Raw genomic sequence first — 17,377 nt, 5'->3', positions numbered from 1 at the left:
GGAGGGTCAAATGTCGTCCCCTGCCGCCGGAAGCTTCATTCCGAGCCTTTCTTCATCCGATTATCCGGCGTTCCGGCCCGGCGTTTCTTGGATCTCTCGCGCCGCGTTCGGCTTAATAAGCTTTCGCGAACACGACCGTATGCTTGGCTGCTTCGCCGCAAGCCACGCAGGTATGTTTATGCTCCTGCGGTTCGAACGGGATATTGCGGCTTGTCGCGCCGGTCTCGGCACGCACCGTTTCTTCGCAAGCTTCGCTTCCGCACCAGCCGGCGAGGAAGAAGCCGCGTTTTTCTTCCATCTGCGCTTTCATTTCGTCGAGCGTGTCCACCGAGTGGAAATTGCTCGCCCGGAATTCGAGCGCGCGTTCGAACATTTCTTTTTGCACGCTGTCCAGCAGCTGCTGAACTTCGGCCGTGACGTTGTCGAGCTGTACCGTCAGTTTGTCTCCGCCCAGACGCGAAGCGAGCAAGCAGACGCCGTTCTCGATATCGCGGGGACCGATCTCGATCCGTACCGGTACGCCGCGCATTTCGTATTCGTTGAATTTCCAGCCCGGACGTACGTCGGCGCGGTCGTCCATGCCGACGCGGATGCCGGCGGCTTTGAGTTCGGCGAACAAAGCGTCCGCGCGTTCGATCACGACGTCGCGCGTTTTCGGCGGGCCGATCGGAATGATCATGACCTGCGTCGGCGCCACTTTAGGCGGGATGACCAGACCGCGGTCGTCGCCGTGCGCCATGATCAGCGAGCCGATCAGACGCGTGCTGGTGCCCCAAGACGTCGTATGCGTGTATTCGAGTTCGTTGTCGCGGTTGAGGTATTGAATCTCGAACGCTTTGGCGAAGTTGGTCCCCATGTAGTGGGAAGTGCCCGCCTGCACGGCTTTGCCGTCTTTCATCATGGCTTCGATCGAGAACGTGTCGACCGCGCCCGCGAATTTCTCCGAAGGCGTCTTCTGCCCCATCACGACCGGAAGCGCGAGATAGTCCTGCACGAAATCGCGGTACAGTTCGAGCATGCGCATCGTTTCTTCGCGCGCGTCTTTCTCGTCTTCGTGCGCCGTATGGCCTTCCTGCCATAGGAATTCGCTCGTGCGCAGGAACGGAAGCGTCCGCTTCTCCCAACGCATCACGTTCGCCCACTGGTTGATCAATACCGGCAGATCGCGGTACGACTTGATCCATTTGGAATACATATGGCCGAACATGGTTTCCGACGTCGGACGCACGGCCAAACGTTCTTCCAGAATGTCGCCGCCCGCTTCGGTAACGAAAGGCAGCTCCGGATTGAAGCCTTCGATATGCTCTTTTTCTTTTTGGAAAAAGCTTTCCGGAATCAGCATCGGGAAATACGCGTTGCGATGTCCCGTTTCTTTGAATCGGCGGTCCATCTCCTGTTGGATATGTTCCCAGATCGCATAGCCGTCCGGACGGAACACGATGCAGCCGCGTACCGGCGAATAATCCATCAGCTCCGCTTTTTTGATGACGTCGATGTACCAACGCGAGAAATCTTCGCTCTGCGGCGTGATTTCCGTAACGAATTGTTTGTCCTGTTTATCGCTTGCCATGTAAGTCCCTCCGTTTATCGAGCGAACCGCTTCTGCCGCCCGAAGGCGGCACGGCCGGTTCCTAACCGTTTCGACGCTGATGCGGGATTACCCCTTGATGATTCGCAAGATATCGTTATAAGTGACGGCGATCATGAGCAGGAAGATCAAAGCGAAACCGACGAAATGCACGATGCCTTCCTTGTTCGGATCGATCGGCCGTCTGCGGATCGCTTCGATCGCCAAGAAGATCAATCGGCTGCCGTCCAACATCGGAATCGGAAGCAGGTTGAAGATCCCCAAGTTGATGCTGACGAAAGCGGTCCAGATGATCATCTGATCGATCCCTTGACTCGCGATCTGTCCGGTCGCTTGCAGCGTGCCCACCGGTCCGGCAAGTTGATTGATGTCGAAGCGTTCGAAGACCAGCTTGCGCAGCGCGTCCAGAATCGCCGTGCTGCCTTTGACGAACGAATCGCCCGCGAATTGGAAGCTTTCCGTGAACGAAGCGGTTCTTTTCAGCTGGCTCAGCGCGATTCCGACTTGCAGCACTTCGCGTCCGTCTTCGGTCTTGACCATCTTCGGCGTGACCGGAACCTGCAGCGTTTCGCCTTTGCGTTCCAACGACACCTGAACTTCGCTGCCGCCGGAAGCGTTGACCAGCTCCGTCACTTTGGACAGGTCTCCGTTGACGGCTTGCCCGTCGATGCTTTGGACCACGTCGCCTTTTTGCAGTCCCGCGGACGCAGCCGGGCTGCCCGCCACGACTTCGCCGATCTCGACGCCCGTCGCTTTTTCGTCCGGCACGCCCGATACCTGCACATAGATCAGGAAAAGGACGAACGCGAGCACGAAGTTCATGAGCGGACCGGCAAAAATCGCCAACGCGCGTTTTCCGACGCTTTTGCTGCGGAACTGCCGGTCTTTCGGCGCGACTTGAAGCTCTTGGCCGCGCGAAACGATGTCGGCTTGACGGTCGACGTCCAGATGCTGCGTTTCTCCGTCCACGTTCAGACGAATCTGCATCCGTTCTTCGATATCGATCCACTCGATCTCGCCGCGAACCACGTTGCGACGGTTGTCGAGCTGATCCAGATAAATCTTCTTGACGACGCCTTTATCCGATAAACGGACGGCAATCGTCTGCCCCGGCTGGATCGGATCGAGTTCCGGATCTTCGCCCGCCATTCTCGCATAACCGCCGAGCGGCAGCATGCGCAGGGTAAACGTCGTTTCGTCTCGTTTATAAGCAAATAGCTTGGGACCGAAGCCGATCGCGAACTCGCGAACGAGAATGCCCGCGCGTTTGGCAAAATAATAATGTCCCCATTCGTGCACCGTAACGACGACGAAAAACATCAATACGGTCAGCACGACAATCTGAAGTGTCATCATGTCTGGTCTGATCCTCCCTGTTGGTGAAGCCCCGAATCGAATGGAGCGATGATTCCGTCCGGCCGAAGAATAGCGGAAAAATCCATGCGAACATCGAGACGTCTTCGGAAGAAGCGGCTCGGAGCATCTTTGCCTTTACTCCGCCGCAAAGCGTCTCGCCCAAGCATCGGCTTCGCGAATCGTATCCAGATCCGGATCGGCGACGGCCTGATGGTTCTGCACGACTTTCTCGAGCGTATCTTCGATTTGCAGGAAAGAAATTTCGCGGCGCAAAAAGCGCGCGACCGCCACTTCGTTCGCTGCATTGAATACGGTCGGTGCGGTTCCCCCCATTCTACCACACTCGTAGGCCATCCTTAAACAAGGGAAGCGGCCGAAATCCATTTCCCGGAAATTCAATTGGGCGACTTCCGCGAGCGACAAGCGTTTGGCGTTCAGCGAAGCGCGATCCGGATAAGTCAAAGCGTATTGAATAGGCACCCGCATATCGGGATTGCCGAGCTGCGCGATGATGCTAGTGTCTTCGAATTCGACGAACGAGTGGATGATGCTTTCGGGATGCAGCAGCACGCCGATCTCGTCGTAGCCCAGACCGAACAGCCAATGCGCTTCGATTACTTCGAGGCCTTTGTTGACCATCGTCGCGGAATCGATCGTGATCTTCGCGCCCATCGACCAATTGGGATGTTTGAGCGCGTCTTCCACGGTCACGTCCCGCAGTTCTTCCCGGCTCAAATGGCGGAACGAACCGCCGGAAGCGGTGAGCGTAATGCCGCGCAGCCGTTTTCTCGGCTCGCCGTTCAAACATTGGAAGATCGCCGAATGTTCGCTGTCTACCGGCAGAATCGCCACGTTGCGTTCGGCGGCCCGCTGCATCACGAGATGTCCGGCGGTCACCAGCGTTTCTTTGTTCGCGAGCGCGATCGTTTTGCCTTCGTCGATCGCGGCAAGCGTCGCCGGAAGGCCCATGCTGCCCGTAACGGCGGTCACGACGGTATCCGCTTCCGTGCCGGCCGCGATCTCGATCAACCCTTCTTCGCCGTAATAAACGCGGGTTCCTTCGGGAACTCGGGTTCTGAGCGATTCCGCGTCTTCCCGGCTCGCTACCGATACTTTGGACGGCCGAAACCGGCGCACCTGTTCGAGCAGCAGCTCGACGTTGCGACCGGCCGACAATGCTTCGATCTTAAAAAGCTCCGGATGCTCTTCCGCCACTTGAAGGGTTTGCGTGCCGATCGAACCGGTAGAGCCGAGCAGTGCTATCTTTTTCGTCATCGTTATTTTCCCCTTCCGTACGTTGCCGATACGATATCTCGAGCCTGCTAATAAGGAAGCAGCAGCAGGATATGTACGAACGGGAATACGGCCAACCAACTGTCGCAGCGATCCAATATCCCTCCGTGTCCCGGAAGAATGCTGCCCGAATCTTTGATTCCGTATACCCGTTTATAAGCGGACTGGATCAAATCGCCCATCTGTCCGACGACCGATGCCGCCAACCCGATCAGCATGCCGCGCAGCGGGTCCAGCAGATCCGGAAACGCGAGCGAGAATCCGAGCGCGATCAGAACCGCGATCAAGATGCCGCCGACGGCCCCTTCGATCGTTTTGTTCGGACTGATCGCCGGCCACAGTTTGTTTTTGCCGAACGCTTTCCCCGTAAAATAAGCGCCCGCGTCGCTTCCCCAGATGCTCAGCAGCAGCAGGAACGTCCAGAATAAACCGTGTCCGTCCGGCGTGTCCCGGGAAACGGCAATATAATAAAAACCCAAACCGACATACACCGCGCCCAGAAGCAGCAGCGAAGTCTGCTTGATATTGATTTCGTTTTTGGTCAGCACCGTCGTGCAGAGCAGCAGCAGCAGCGCCAGCCAGATGACGTGCTGAGGCGGAAGCGGGAATGCCAGTCCCCAGAACTGCCAGGGGAACGTCAAATACGCAACAGCTGCATAACCGATCCAGGCTTCCGAGCGAAAAGGAGCGCCCGTACTCATTTTTGCAAACTCATAGTAACCGACAAGCGCCATCAGCATGACCAACGCGGGATACCAGAAGCCGCCGACCACGCATAAGCCCAGAAATAATACCCCGGCCACGACGCCAGTTATAATTCGCTGTTTCACCGTCTCATCCTCCGTCCGGGCGACGCCGCTATTTCAAACCGCCGTATCTTCGCGAACGCCGCTGGTATTCGGCTACGGCTTCCCTCAGATGTTCTCTGCCGAATTCCGGCCAGTAAGCGTCCGTAAACCATAGTTCGCTATATGCGATCTGCCACAGCATAAAGTTGCTGATACGCAGCTCGCCGCTTGTGCGAATCAACAGATCGGGGTCGGGCATGCCGCCGCTTTGCAGATGGGCCGAGATCATCTCCTGATCGATGTCTTCCGCGCGAAGCTCGCCCGCTTCGACCCGTTTGGCGATCTCGCGGATTCCTTCCACCAGTTCGCGCCGAGCACCGTAATTCAGCGCAAAATTCAATACCAAGCCCGTATTGTTTTGCGTGCGCTTTATCGCTTCCCTCATCGCTTTAAGCGTATGCTCCGGCAGATTCTCCAAGTTCCCCATCATCCGAACCTGCACGTTCTTCTCGATCAGCTCTTCAAGCTCCAGCGCCAGGAACTCCTGCGGCAGCCGCATCAGGAAATCGACTTCTTCTTTGGGCCTGCTCCAATTCTCCGTGGAAAAGGCATACAGCGTCAGATAACGAACGCCTAATTCGTCCGCGGCGATCGTGGCGCGCTTGACCGCCTTCATCCCGCTCTGGTGGCCGACGATTCGCGGCATGCCGAGCTTCTTGGCCCAACGCCCGTTGCCGTCCATAATGATGGCGATATGCTCCGGCACGTTCTCCGTCGACGGTTCGGCCGGCCCCGAGACCCGCTCGCGCTCTTTGGGACCGATCCATGAGCGAAACCGATTGATCATGTCTTCTCCTCCATGCTTCAGCTCCCGCGGATGTCCCTAAAAAAGACACAACCCCACCTGGAACGGAGGGGTCGCGGGGTCTTAAACTTCCATAATTTCTTTTTCTTTTGCAGCGAGCACTTTGTCGACTTCCGCGATATATTTATCCGTAAGCTTCTGGATGTCTTCCTGATGGCCACGGGATTCGTCTTCGGAGATTTCGCCTTTTTCTTTCTTCTTGATGTCGTCGTTGGCGTCGCGGCGAATGTTGCGAATCGCCACCTTGCCTTCTTCGCCGAACTTTTTCGTCAGCTTCACGAGTTCCGCGCGACGTTCTTCCGTCAGCGGCGGAATCGTCAAGCGGATCGCGATGCCGTCGTTCGCCGGCGTCAGGCCGAGATCCGATTTCTGAATCGCGCGCTCGATTTCCGACAGCGAAGACTTGTCCCACGGCTGAATCAACAGCGTGCGGGAATCCGGCGTATTGATGTTCGCCAATTGGTTCAGCGGAGTCGGAGCGCCGTAATATTCGACTTGAATCCGGTCGAGCAGAGCCGGCACCGCGCGTCCGGCGCGCAGCGTGCTCAGATCGCGCTGAAGCGCCTGAATGGCTTTGCCCATGCGTTCTTCCGCGTTTTTCTTCACGGTTTGAGGCATTAATCTACACTCCCTTTGACGATCGTTCCGATTTTTTCACCGAGAACGACTTTTTTGATATTGCCTTGTTCGGTAATAGCAAATACGATCAGCGGAATATTGTTGTCCATGCACAGGGAAGATGCGGTAGAATCCATCACGCCCAGGTTGCGGCTGATCACTTCCATGTAGGTGAGTTGATCGAACTTCTCGGCGGTAGGATCGACGAACGGGTCGGCCGAGTACACGCCGTCCACTTTGTTTTTCGCCATCAAAATGACTTCCGCTTCGATCTCGGCTGCGCGCAGCGCGGCCGTCGTATCGGTCGAGAAAAACGGATTCCCTGTACCTGCGGCAAAGATGACGACGCGGCCTTTTTCCAGGTGGCGGATCGCTCTGCGGCGAATGTACGGCTCGGCAATCTGCTGCATGGCGATCGACGTTTGTACGCGGGTCGGCACATCGATCGATTCAAGTGCGTCCTGAAGCGCCAGCGAGTTCATCACCGTAGCCAGCATACCCATGTAATCCGCAGTCGAGCGATCGATTCCGCTGGCGCTGCCGGCGATTCCCCGCCAGATATTGCCGCCTCCGCAAACGACCGCTACCTCCACGCCCAATTGTACGACTTCTTTGATTTGTTCGGCAATCTCCGAAATCATCAGTCCGTCGATTCCGTATCCGTTCTGTCCCGCAAGCGACTCGCCGCTGACTTTGAGTACCACTCGCTTAAATGCAGGCTGCATCAATTTTACCCTCCGCTTTTTTCCGCTGTCCGCGCATATGGGGAACCCTGGTTAAAAAAGAAGGAACACCAAGTGTTCCCCCCATGCACAGAAGCTGTGATTGATCTTTAATTGCGTTTTTTAAATTACTTTACTTGAGCCATAACTTCTTCTACGAAGTTATCGACTTTCTTTTCCAGACCTTCGCCCAGCTCGAAACGAGCGAAACGACGGATGGAGATGTTTTCGCCGATCGTGCTGATTTTTTCGTTCAGCAGTTGGGAGATCGTTTTGTCCGGGTCTTTTACGAAGCTTTGCTCAAGCAGGCAGTTTTCTTCGTAGTATTTGTTGACGCGGCCTTCGACCATTTTTTCGACGATCTTTTCAGGCTTGCCTTCGTTCAGGGCTTGAGCCTTCAAGATTTCTTTTTCTTTTTCTACGACTTCAGCCGGAACTTCTTCGCGACGAACGTAGAGCGGGCTTGCTGCCGCGATGTGCATCGCGATGTCGCGAGCGAAGCTCTTGAATTGGTCGGTTTTGCCTACGAAGTCCGTTTCGCAGTTGATTTCGACCAGAACGCCGATGCGTCCGCCTGCGTGGATGTACGATTCTACCGTACCTTCGGTAGCTGCGCGGCCGGCTTTGTTCGCTGCTGCGGACAGGCCTTTTTCGCGAAGTACGTCTACCGCTTTGTCGATATCGCCGTTTGTTTCTTCCAGTGCTTTTTTGCAATCGAGCATACCTGCGCCCGTTCTTTCACGAAGTTCTTTTACTGCGCTCGCGTTTACTGCCATTGTTGAGTCCCTCCAGAGTTTAAGTAAGATTTTGAAGCTTATATCCCTAAAAAAAGGGCGGTTAAGAGGCTATTCACCACCAACCACCCTCTTTTTTTACTATGCTAGGATCAGTTGCCGAGATCGGCAGGTCCGAACTTAAGCAGTCGTTTGTTCGCCTTGGTTCGCTTCGATGACCGCTTCCGCGATTTTGCCTGTCAGCAGTTTAACGGCGCGAATCGCGTCGTCGTTGCCCGGGATCACGTAGTCGATTTCGTCCGGATCGCAGTTGGTATCGACGATACCCACGATCGGAATGTTCAGCTTGCGTGCTTCAGCAACCGCGATGCGCTCTTTGCGCGGGTCGATGATGAACAGCGCGCTAGGCAGCTTCTTCATGTTCTTGATGCCGCCGAGGAATTTCTCGAGGCGATCTTTTTCTTTGCGGAGCAGGATAACTTCTTTTTTAGGCAGCACTTCGAAAGTGCCGTCCTCTTCCCAAAGTTCCAGCTTTTTCAGACGGTCGATCCGTTTTTGGATCGTTTGGAAGTTGGTCAGCGTGCCGCCGAGCCAACGTTGGTTGATGAAGTACATGCCGCAACGTTCCGCTTCTTCTTTCACGGAATCTTGAGCTTGTTTTTTGGTACCTACGAACAGGATCGTACCGCCTTCTCCGGCCAGGTTTTTAACGAAGTTGTACGCTTCGTCAACTTTCTTGACCGTTTTTTGCAGGTCGATGATGTAGATTCCGTTTCTTTCTGTGAAAATGTAACGGTCCATCTTCGGGTTCCAACGACGAGTTTGGTGACCGAAGTGTACGCCAGCTTCGAGAAGCTGTTTCATGGAGATAACTGCCATTCTCCATACACCTCCTAAGGTTTGGTTTTTTTGATGTACCTCCGCCGAAATCATTTCCCGTGGAGACTCCGCCCCGGGCGAAGCACCTTCCGCGGAATTAATCGGCGTGTGTTTTAACACCGTTGTTTAGTTTAGCATAATCCTACACCCGGCGCAATCCCCGACATGGATTTTTTGTTCGATCGCGGCAAGTCGGCTCGAACAAGCAAAAAGCCGCGATTCTCGGCAAGAATCGCGGCTCGAACAACATTCGCGTCGCATGACTTATTCGACTTTGGGCGTGGAAATCTCTTTGATGATATCCGAGTAGGAATCGCCGGGTTTGAACGAGTAATCGCCGACTTGCAGTTTGGCGGTTACGCCCGCTTCCGCCGCTTGACGCTGAAAATCCGAGGCGTCTTTCACGATTCCGGCGCTCTCGAGCGCTTTCGATACGGCTTTGAGGTTCATTCCGCTTTCGATCTCGAAAGAAACGCGGGAAGATTCCGCTTCTTCCGACCGCTGCGCTTCCACGTTTCCGGAAGTCTCCGGTTTGGTCGGCGCCGAAGGTGCTTGAGCCGACTTTTCGGGTTCGGCGGTCTTTGCCGGTTCGGAAGGTTTCGCCGTACTCTGCGCTGCAGGCGTCTGAGGCTTCTGGGCGGTCGGAGACGCGGATTTCTCTGTCGATTGGGGCGCGGAGGCCGCCGGCTTCTGCGTCGCTTGAGAAGTCGGTTTGGACGGCGAATCCGTCGTCGACTGCGCCGCTTCGCCGGAAGCCGGCGCTTCTTGTTTGACCGCCGTATCTTTCCGGGCATCCGCTGCGCTTTTCTGAGGTTCGGCTTCCGCGGAAACGTCGGCTTCTTCGGAAGCCGGCTGTTCGCTTTGCGTCTGAGCTTTATCGTCCGTCGACGGCTCCGATGTTTCGTCCGCGCCGGACAGAAGCGCGTCCGCGCCGCCCGTCCCGGTTTGTTCCGCGGCCGGAACGTTCGCGGCAGCCGGCTGCTCCGGGCGGCCGCTTTGAGCCAACATCATCAGCTGCAGCAGCAAAGCTCCCGCAATGATTCCGACCCCTAAGCCGAGCATAAAAGAGCGGTTCTTGAACACTAGTCTTCCTCCCTTTTCGCCAGGCGCAGAATCAACTGAATCTCGCCGCGCTGAAGTCCGATGGCTTTGGCGATCGCGTCCACCGATTTGCCTTGATCATGCAATTCGAACAGCTGAGGATAGCGGCTTCGCACCGATTCGACCGGCTCCATCTCGGGCAGCGGTTCTTCGGATTGCGGGGAGGCTGCCGCTTCGATCAATTCGTTGCGCAGCCGGCCGGCGGCTTCCTGCATCTCGCGAACGGCAACCGCCTGAAGATCGCCGGCAGACAATTGTTCGATGCGGGCTTCGTGTTTGCCCGCCGTACGTTCCATATCGGCGAGACGCCCTCTTACGTCGGAGAGCTGTTCCTGAAGCGCCAGCTGCTTGGCGCCCGTCTCTTGACGGATTTGGACCAGCAGATTGACGAGGTCGTCGTTTTCTTTCTCCATTTCGACCATATACTGTTCCAAGGTCTGTTCCATTTCGCGAACGACCCGATCGCCGCCTGAAATCGTCTTGTCCGCTTTGGGCTTGGGAATAAGAAAAGCATATACGATCGCAGCCGCTCCAAGCAGTACTACGTAAAGCCAGGCATCGTTCATTTTAGTTTCCTTTCTTACAGTGACAAGTCAAAGTGTTTTCCTTTGAACGGATGAGGCGCTGCAGCCGGCTGAGACGGCGTATCCGATTGCCCCCGCTCGCGCTGGCCGGCTTGTCCGCCTTCATGACGCCCATGCCCTTCGCCGTCTTTGCGAATGCGCGCATCGGCCGCTTCCGCGGCAGGCGCGCTGCGATGACGCGCGCGCTCCATTTCCGCGTTTGCCTGCCCGGCAAGCTGCGCCTGATCGATCAGAGGGCGATGCAGCTGATCTTGCTGCATCCGGCTCGTTTCCGGAGCGCGATGAACCGCCAATTGAACTTCGATCGCTTTCATGATTGGACACCCCTTTTTCGATCGTTAAAGATTTGCACTCATCGCGATATCGCCTTCGAGATATTGGAACGACACTCGGGCAGACGTTTCTTTGATGAATTTCGTATACCGTCCGATCACGATCTTGGCGCCGCCGTAAATCTGATCTTTGACGACCACTTTGGCACGGCCGGTATCTTCGAGAATCTTTTCGATTTCGAAGATTCGTTCTTTGGCATATGCTTTTTCCTGCTCCTGCTGGCGTCTGGTGACCGTAAGCTTCGCGCGCATCGCCAATTTATCGGCTGCCAGCGTACCGGCTTTGGCCATTTGATCGAGCAGGTTGAGCGCTTGATTCGTTTTCTGAAGGTTGTCCGAAGTTTCCCGCAATTTTTTATGTAGGTCCGCCAATTCGTTGCGAAGATTCGGCAGAACGCCTACTTCAATAGCGGTGACTGTTGCCATGTTGTTTCCGATCGTTCGCGCCGTGACGCCTTCGCCCGCCTGAACATGGCCTCCGACGATCAATCCTTTGCTGCCTTCGCAAATGACGTGCTTGCCGGCTCTGACGTCGGAATGCATGATGCTTTGCGATACGATCACGTCTTCGCCCGCTTCGACGTTCCCGTCTTGAATGAAGGAACTTTTGACGTTGATGCCGGCTTTGACGATCCCTTTATGATAGCCGATCACGCCGCCGGAAATCTCGATCGAACCGTCCGCGAACAATTCCGCGCCCTCCACGCCGCCTTGAACGCGAATGTCTCCGGCCGCTTTTACGCGGAATCCCGGCAGGACGCTGCCTCGGATGACGACGGTTCCGACGAAGTCGACGTTCCCCGTGCTGTAATCCACGTCTCCGTGCACTTCGTAAACGGTAAACACGTTGATTTTTCCGTTATCGGTGCGGCTGACCATGCCTTCGATCGTCGCGTAGAGCGATGTATGATTTTCGTCCGTCACGACGTTTTTTCCGATTTTGAAACGAGCTTCCTTGCCGGGCTTGAACGGAACTTCTTCTCCCGTAACCGCGAGCCCCGGTTTTCCCGGTTGAGAAGGATGGCGACGAGCCAAAAGCTGGCCTTTGCCGACGTTTTTCAGACGAATCAGTTCTTTGTAATCGACCCGACCGTCTTCTCTCTGCATAGGCCGTGCTTCTTCTTCCTCGTCGAACATGAATTCGATTCGGCCGTTCTGACCCTCGATCGGCGCAATGCCTCTCGCCACCTCGACTTCTTCGAAGAAAAAGCTTTCCGGCGCGGCCGCAAACCGACGAAGCACTTCGTCCAACAACCCGAAGCGCACATTGTGATCTTGTAAAAATTGTCGCAGACTTTCCTCCGTACAAGCAAAGCCCTCCTCAGGCTTTACGAAACGAAGACTGGCCGACATTTTCGATGCTTCAAACGAAACGGCAAGATGCCGGTCCAAAGCCAGATGCTCAACCACGGACAATCCCTCTTTTCGACTTGGCTTATCGATGGCCAGAAGCCCCCCGGCTGCTTCCATCCGACATTAACGGTCTTGCATCAGCAAACTTTTTTGTTTATCCAACGTCCCCCGCAGACGCAAGATCGCTTTGGAATGCAGCTGCGAGATTCGAGACGGAGACAAAGACATGACTTCGGCGATTTCGCTAAGCGACAAGTCTTCGTAATAGAGCAGCGAGATTACGATCCGCTCTTTTTCCGTCAGCTTTTCGATTCCTTTGGCCAAAGCTTCTTTCAAATAAAATTCGTTGACCTTATGATCCGGATTTTTCGCCTTTTCGTCGATCATCACGGACATGCGGGTCTCCGACTCTTCCTCGCGAATCGGATCTTCCAGCGAAACGAGCGACATGACGGAAACGTCTTGAAGCATTTGCTGGAATTCTTTCTCGGAAACGCCCAAAAACGCGCTCATTTCTTTGTCGGAAGCTCCGCGCATGTTCTCCTGCTCGAGCTTCTGGTACGCTTCCTCGATCTTTTTCGCTTTTTCCCGGACGGATCTCGGCACCCAATCGCCTTGACGCAGACCGTCAAGAATGGCTCCGCGTACCCGCCAAGACGCGTAGGTCTCGAATTGCAGTCCCCGCTTGTAATCGAACTTCTCGATCGCGTCGATCAGCCCCATGACTCCGTTGCTGGCCAGATCGTCTTTGGAAACGTTCTTCGGAAGTCCCACCGCAAGCCGCGAAGAGACGTAATCGACAATGGATAAGTGATTCTCGATCAGTTTCTTCTTAGCTTCGACATCCTGATGTTCTTTCCAACTGATCCATAAATCCAGATGGTTCAACTGACCGGATTTGCGTTCATCCATTGTTATCTCCCTCCTTCATCCTCCGTAAGATGACGTACGGCTTTCGCCAGTTCTTCGGGATCTTTGTCTTGCGTCGTTACCAGCTTCGGCGGATTGAGCGGCTGAAAATCGTTTATCTGCGCCGTTCGCTCTTCGGTTGCCCGAGTCTTATCCGCATCCGGCTTCAATAAATCGTTTAGCTCGTCGCTTTCGTCCGGCGTAACCATGTCGAGCGCCATGCCGCGCGTGTCCTGATTCGATGCGGCACTTGGTGTCAAAGAGCCGCCGCCCGTTTTTTCTTTGGGCAGCGGCTCGAGGGCACCGAGCACGATGCGAAAAAGAAACGCTAGGAGAAACCAGACGAATGCTCCGATCCCTCCCCGGATCAAGCTGGTCACGGGAAGGTTGGTTCGGATCGCGAATAAAAACGTAATAACAAATCCGATCAAAGCGAATATCAGATTGACTCGTATGGTTCCCTTCATCGCTACAATTCCTTTACCCCTTTTTGAACGCTGCGTATAGTCAAAATTCCTGTATCCGAGCTGATTTCGATCGTTCGGCCATAGTTGGCGCCCGTATCTTCCGCCAACAAAGAAATACCGAGTTTATTCAACATTTCTTTGCAGGATTCGACGTTTCGAGGTCCGATTCGCATCGTATCCCCGCTTCCGGCGAAGGCGAACATTTGCGCGCCTCCGGCCATCTTGGCGACCAAGCGCCGCTTCGACGCTCCGAGTTCAAGCAGTTTGTCGACGAGGATCGGCAGGGCCGTATCTGCGTATTTAGCGACATTGATCTGGCTTTCGCGCGCAATGTCCGACGAGGGAAGCATCACATGCGCCATGCCGGCTACTTTGATCTGCGGATCGTATAGCGTCAAACCGACGCATGAACCGAGTCCCGTGGTGCGAAGAATTCCGGAATTCCCGACTACGTTCAGATCGGCCATGCCGACTTTTACTAAATTTTGTCCGTCAATCATTGTCGAACGGAACTCCAAGCGCGGTAAAGATCTTATTGAACGATTCCGGATCCGGAATGAGGAAAAATTGTCCCTCAACCTCATCGTTGCCTTGAACAAAGGTCGTGTCGATCAGAAGCGCCGCATCGCCCATCTCGCCGAATTGGATCATTCCGTAGCTGAGGATCGCCCCCGCCATGTCAAGCGCCAGCGCCGGAACGGTAGGAGACATGGACAGGTTCGTGAAGTCGGCCAGCGAAGACAGGTAGGAACCCGCCAAAATATTGCCGATTTCCCCCAGTGCCGACTGCTCCATCTCGGTCAAATCCAACCCTTCCGTCGGCTCGAAAACGCCCAAACGATTCAGGAGCGACTTGCCGGCTTCCGGTCCCATGATATAAAACAAGTTGCCGGGCGCATCCCCTTCGACCCGGAAAAAGACCGTAAGCACGATCTTTTCGGCGCCGCCGACTTTCTCCGCGATGTCTTCGAAAGGAAGGATCTGGACTTTAGGAACGGCCATATCGATAGGTTTATTCAGCAGTTGCGATAACGCCGTGGCAGCGTGACCCGCTCCGATATTGCCGACTTCCTTCAGTACGTCAAGCTTGAAGCCCTCAAGCTTCGACAAAATCTCCATTCTTAATCCTCCAGCTGTTCGAGATGCGCCACTTCACCCCGGTTCAGAACTTCCGCAAGATTAAGCATGATCAGCAAGCGATCTTCGCCGACTTTGGCCACGCCGTCGAGATATTTCGCTTTGACCCCGCCCACGACTTCCGGAGGCGAATCGATGTTGTCGCGATCCAGATCGACAACGTCGTTGGCGGCATCCACGATAAATCCGACTTCCATGTCGCCGACGGCCACGATGATAATGCGGGTTTGATCGGTATATTCCGTTTCCACGAGATTGAAGCGCCCTCTTAGATCAATGACCGGAATGACAACCCCGCGCAGGTTGATCACGCCTTTGATGAAAGAGAAGGTCTTCGGCACGCGAGTAATCGGCATCATCCGTTCGATCGTCCGAACCTTATCGACGTCGATCCCGTATTCTTCATTACCCAAAGCAAACACAATTACCTTAATTTGTTCTGCCACAAAAAATCCCCCTTTATTGGGCCTCGCTCCTTGACCGCATTCGCGCTCGTGATCGAACGCGGTCAAGGCATCGTGCCCCGATCATTTGATAAGCGCGTTCGGATCGAGAATCAGAGCCACTTGGCCGTCGCCGAGAATCGTCGCGCCGGAAATTCCTTGAACTTGCGGCAGGTATTTGCCCAAGTTCTTGATGACGATTTCGTTCTGTCCGATGAACGAATCGATGGCCAGCGCCGCCATGCGATCTCCTTTGCGAATGACGACGATTTCCGTTTCGTCTTCGTCGTCCTCGTTAAAGTCCGGAGCATCGAAGAAACGGCTGAGCGACATCAGCGGAATATGCGCATCGCGGTAAGGAATCAACTTGCTTCCGTGCACGTTGCGGACTTGATTTTTGCGAATGATGCCCGTCTCTACGATCGAAGACAGCGGAATCGCGTATTTCTCGGACCCCAGACGAATCATCATTGCGGAAATGATCGACAACGTCAACGGCAGCTGTACGGAGAACAGCGTTCCTTCGCCCAATGTCGAAGTGACCGCGACATGGCCGCCGAGCGAAGCGATCTTGGACTTGACGACGTCCAGACCGACCCCGCGCCCGGAAATATCGGAAATTTTCTCCGCGGTGCTGAAGCCCGGCGCGAACAGCAGTTGATAGACCTGTTCGTCGGTCATCGAACGCGATTCGTCTTCGGTCACGACGCCTTTTTTGATGGCGGAAGCGAGCACTTTCGAACGATCGATGCCTTTGCCGTCGTCTTGAATTTCGATGAAGACGTGGTTGCCGCTGTGGAATGCGCGAAGGTTGACGGTACCCGTCTCCGGCTTGCCGGCCGCGACGCGTTCGGCGATCGATTCGATGCCGTGGTCGACCGAGTTGCGAAGCAGGTGGACGAGCGGATCGCCGATCTCGTCGATGACGGTGCGGTCCAGTTCGGTCTCGGCGCCCGTAATGACCAGATCGAGCTTCTTGCCCAGCGATTTCGCCAAGTCGCGTACCATCCGAGGGAAGCGGTTGAACACCGTATCGATCGCGACCATCCGCAGCTTCATGACGATGTTCTGCAGGTCGCTGCTGACTCGGCCCATATGCTCGACCGATTCCGTCAATTCCTGGCTCTTGATCTCCGTCGCCAACTGCTCCAGACGCACGCGGTCGATCAGCAGTTCGCTGAACAGGTTCATCAGCACGTCGAGACGTTCGATATCGACGCGAATCGTACGGGAAGGCGCAGCTACCACTTTTTTGGTCGCCGCCGGCTGTTTGTCCCCTTGCACAGCCTTCTCTTCCGCCGCCGCCGGTTCGGCGGGAACGGCTTCGGCGACCGCCGCAGGCGCTTCGACGGCGCCCGCTTCTTCTTGCGCTTTGATCGCTTCTCCGAGTTGAGCCAGCGTATCGGAATCGATGGAAACCAGCTTCGCGTCTTCGATCTCGGAGAGGTTCAGAATCATGGTGCGCAGTTCGTCCGGATTTTTCTCCGTAATGAAGTACAAAGAGAAGCTCCGATCGAATTTTTCTTGTTCGATCTCTTGTACCGTCGGGTACGATTTGACGACTTCGCCGCTTCTTTCGAGCAGATCGAACACCATATAAGCACGTGCCGCTTTGAGTTGGCAATCCTCGCGAATGGAAACTTCGATAAAGAGCACCCGATGTCCTGCCGCGAGCGACTGTTCGAGGATCGAATGTTGGAATTCGTCCAATTGAACTTGCTCTTTGGAGATCGCCGGGCCGGACGGCTGCGCTTCTGCGTTCGGAGCGCTTCCCGACGGAGTTTCCGCGGCCGCTCCCGGCGTTTCGCCGCGAACGATCGCTTGCAGCGAAGCCACGATCGTCGAAACGTCGGCTTTGCCTTCTCCGCCCTGCGTAATGTCTTGAACCATGGCTTCCAGCGCATCGAGACTCTTGAACAACGTATCGAAGATAAAGTTCTGCATCTTCAGCTTGTCGTTGCGAACCAAATCGAGCACGTTTTCCATCTGATGGGTCAACGCCGCCAGATCTTCAAATCCCATCGTCGCGGCCATCCCTTTCAGCGTATGCGCCGAGCGGAAAATGACTTGTACGATGCTGATGTCTTCGGGGCTGGCTTCGAGCTCCAGCATTTTTTCGTTCAGCGACTGTAGATGATCATTCGACTCATCAATAAACATGGATAGATATTGGTTCATGTCCATTGCGAGACACCTCCTCCATTAAAG

At 55.2% G+C, this 17,377-nt stretch carries 19 protein-coding genes; all 19 read right to left on the bottom strand.

The window, feature by feature from the left end; all coding sequences use genetic code 11:
- Positions 1–112 precede the first annotated feature (112 nt).
- A complete protein-coding gene (proS, locus tag CDO73_RS20450) occupies positions 113–1,570 on the bottom strand; it encodes a proline--tRNA ligase (protein ID WP_088490377.1) in 1,458 nt (485 codons plus the stop codon).
- An 87-nt stretch (positions 1,571–1,657) separates the two neighbouring features.
- On the bottom strand, positions 1,658–2,944 hold the full coding sequence (gene rseP, locus CDO73_RS20445; protein ID WP_088490376.1) for an RIP metalloprotease RseP: 1,287 nt from the start codon (positions 2,942–2,944) through the stop codon (positions 1,658–1,660).
- Between the two features lie 135 nt (positions 2,945–3,079).
- A complete protein-coding gene (locus tag CDO73_RS20440) occupies positions 3,080–4,219 on the bottom strand; it encodes a 1-deoxy-D-xylulose-5-phosphate reductoisomerase (protein WP_088490375.1) in 1,140 nt (379 codons plus the stop codon).
- 47 nt (positions 4,220–4,266) lie between these two features.
- Entirely contained in the window at positions 4,267–5,067 is an 801-nt protein-coding gene (locus tag CDO73_RS20435; protein WP_088490374.1) for a phosphatidate cytidylyltransferase, read from the bottom strand.
- A gap of 28 nt (positions 5,068–5,095) precedes the next feature.
- On the bottom strand, positions 5,096–5,872 hold the full coding sequence (locus CDO73_RS20430; protein ID WP_088490373.1) for an undecaprenyl pyrophosphate synthase: 777 nt from the start codon (positions 5,870–5,872) through the stop codon (positions 5,096–5,098).
- 81 nt (positions 5,873–5,953) lie between these two features.
- Positions 5,954–6,508, bottom strand: a complete 555-nt coding sequence (frr, locus tag CDO73_RS20425; RefSeq protein ID WP_088490372.1) for a ribosome recycling factor — start codon at positions 6,506–6,508, stop codon at positions 5,954–5,956.
- Complete coding sequence (gene pyrH / locus CDO73_RS20420; protein ID WP_087800907.1) at positions 6,508–7,236, bottom strand: UMP kinase; 729 nt, start codon at positions 7,234–7,236, stop codon at positions 6,508–6,510. The genes frr and pyrH overlap by 1 nt, the downstream gene beginning before the upstream one ends.
- A gap of 122 nt (positions 7,237–7,358) precedes the next feature.
- Positions 7,359–8,006, bottom strand: coding sequence for a translation elongation factor Ts (gene tsf / locus CDO73_RS20415; RefSeq protein WP_087800906.1), 648 nt, complete (start codon positions 8,004–8,006; stop codon positions 7,359–7,361).
- A gap of 138 nt (positions 8,007–8,144) precedes the next feature.
- On the bottom strand, positions 8,145–8,843 hold the full coding sequence (gene rpsB / locus CDO73_RS20410) for a 30S ribosomal protein S2 (RefSeq protein WP_087800905.1): 699 nt from the start codon (positions 8,841–8,843) through the stop codon (positions 8,145–8,147).
- Positions 8,844–9,107: 264 nt separating this feature from the next.
- Positions 9,108–9,926, bottom strand: a complete 819-nt coding sequence (locus CDO73_RS20405; protein ID WP_088490371.1) for an endolytic transglycosylase MltG — start codon at positions 9,924–9,926, stop codon at positions 9,108–9,110.
- A complete protein-coding gene (locus CDO73_RS20400; RefSeq protein ID WP_088490370.1) occupies positions 9,926–10,510 on the bottom strand; it encodes a hypothetical protein in 585 nt (194 codons plus the stop codon). The genes CDO73_RS20405 and CDO73_RS20400 overlap by 1 nt, the downstream gene beginning before the upstream one ends.
- Positions 10,511–10,524: 14 nt before the next feature.
- Positions 10,525–10,842 (bottom strand): hypothetical protein, encoded by a 318-nt coding sequence (locus tag CDO73_RS20395; RefSeq protein ID WP_088490369.1) that lies wholly within the window; start codon positions 10,840–10,842, stop codon positions 10,525–10,527.
- A 24-nt stretch (positions 10,843–10,866) separates the two neighbouring features.
- A complete protein-coding gene (locus CDO73_RS20390) occupies positions 10,867–12,270 on the bottom strand; it encodes a FapA family protein (protein WP_256972786.1) in 1,404 nt (467 codons plus the stop codon).
- A 66-nt stretch (positions 12,271–12,336) separates the two neighbouring features.
- The gene (locus CDO73_RS20385) at positions 12,337–13,125 is read right to left on the bottom strand and encodes a FliA/WhiG family RNA polymerase sigma factor (RefSeq protein WP_088490367.1); all 789 of its coding nucleotides are present in this window, start codon (positions 13,123–13,125) and stop codon (positions 12,337–12,339) included.
- A gap of 2 nt (positions 13,126–13,127) precedes the next feature.
- Positions 13,128–13,589, bottom strand: a complete 462-nt coding sequence (locus CDO73_RS20380) for a hypothetical protein (RefSeq protein ID WP_088490366.1) — start codon at positions 13,587–13,589, stop codon at positions 13,128–13,130.
- Between the two features lie 2 nt (positions 13,590–13,591).
- On the bottom strand, positions 13,592–14,089 hold the full coding sequence (locus CDO73_RS20375; protein WP_088490365.1) for a chemotaxis protein CheD: 498 nt from the start codon (positions 14,087–14,089) through the stop codon (positions 13,592–13,594).
- The gene (locus CDO73_RS20370) at positions 14,082–14,708 is read right to left on the bottom strand and encodes a chemotaxis protein CheC (protein ID WP_088490364.1); all 627 of its coding nucleotides are present in this window, start codon (positions 14,706–14,708) and stop codon (positions 14,082–14,084) included. The genes CDO73_RS20375 and CDO73_RS20370 overlap by 8 nt, the downstream gene beginning before the upstream one ends.
- A gap of 2 nt (positions 14,709–14,710) precedes the next feature.
- Entirely contained in the window at positions 14,711–15,172 is a 462-nt protein-coding gene (locus CDO73_RS20365) for a chemotaxis protein CheW (protein ID WP_088490363.1), read from the bottom strand.
- An 81-nt stretch (positions 15,173–15,253) separates the two neighbouring features.
- A complete protein-coding gene (locus CDO73_RS20360) occupies positions 15,254–17,353 on the bottom strand; it encodes a chemotaxis protein CheA (protein WP_088490362.1) in 2,100 nt (699 codons plus the stop codon).
- Positions 17,354–17,377 lie beyond the last annotated feature (24 nt).

The organism is Saccharibacillus sp. O23, assembly GCF_002205895.1.
Classification (GTDB): domain Bacteria; phylum Bacillota; class Bacilli; order Paenibacillales; family Paenibacillaceae; genus Saccharibacillus.
This window is presented reverse-complemented; position numbering and strand designations above follow the sequence as displayed.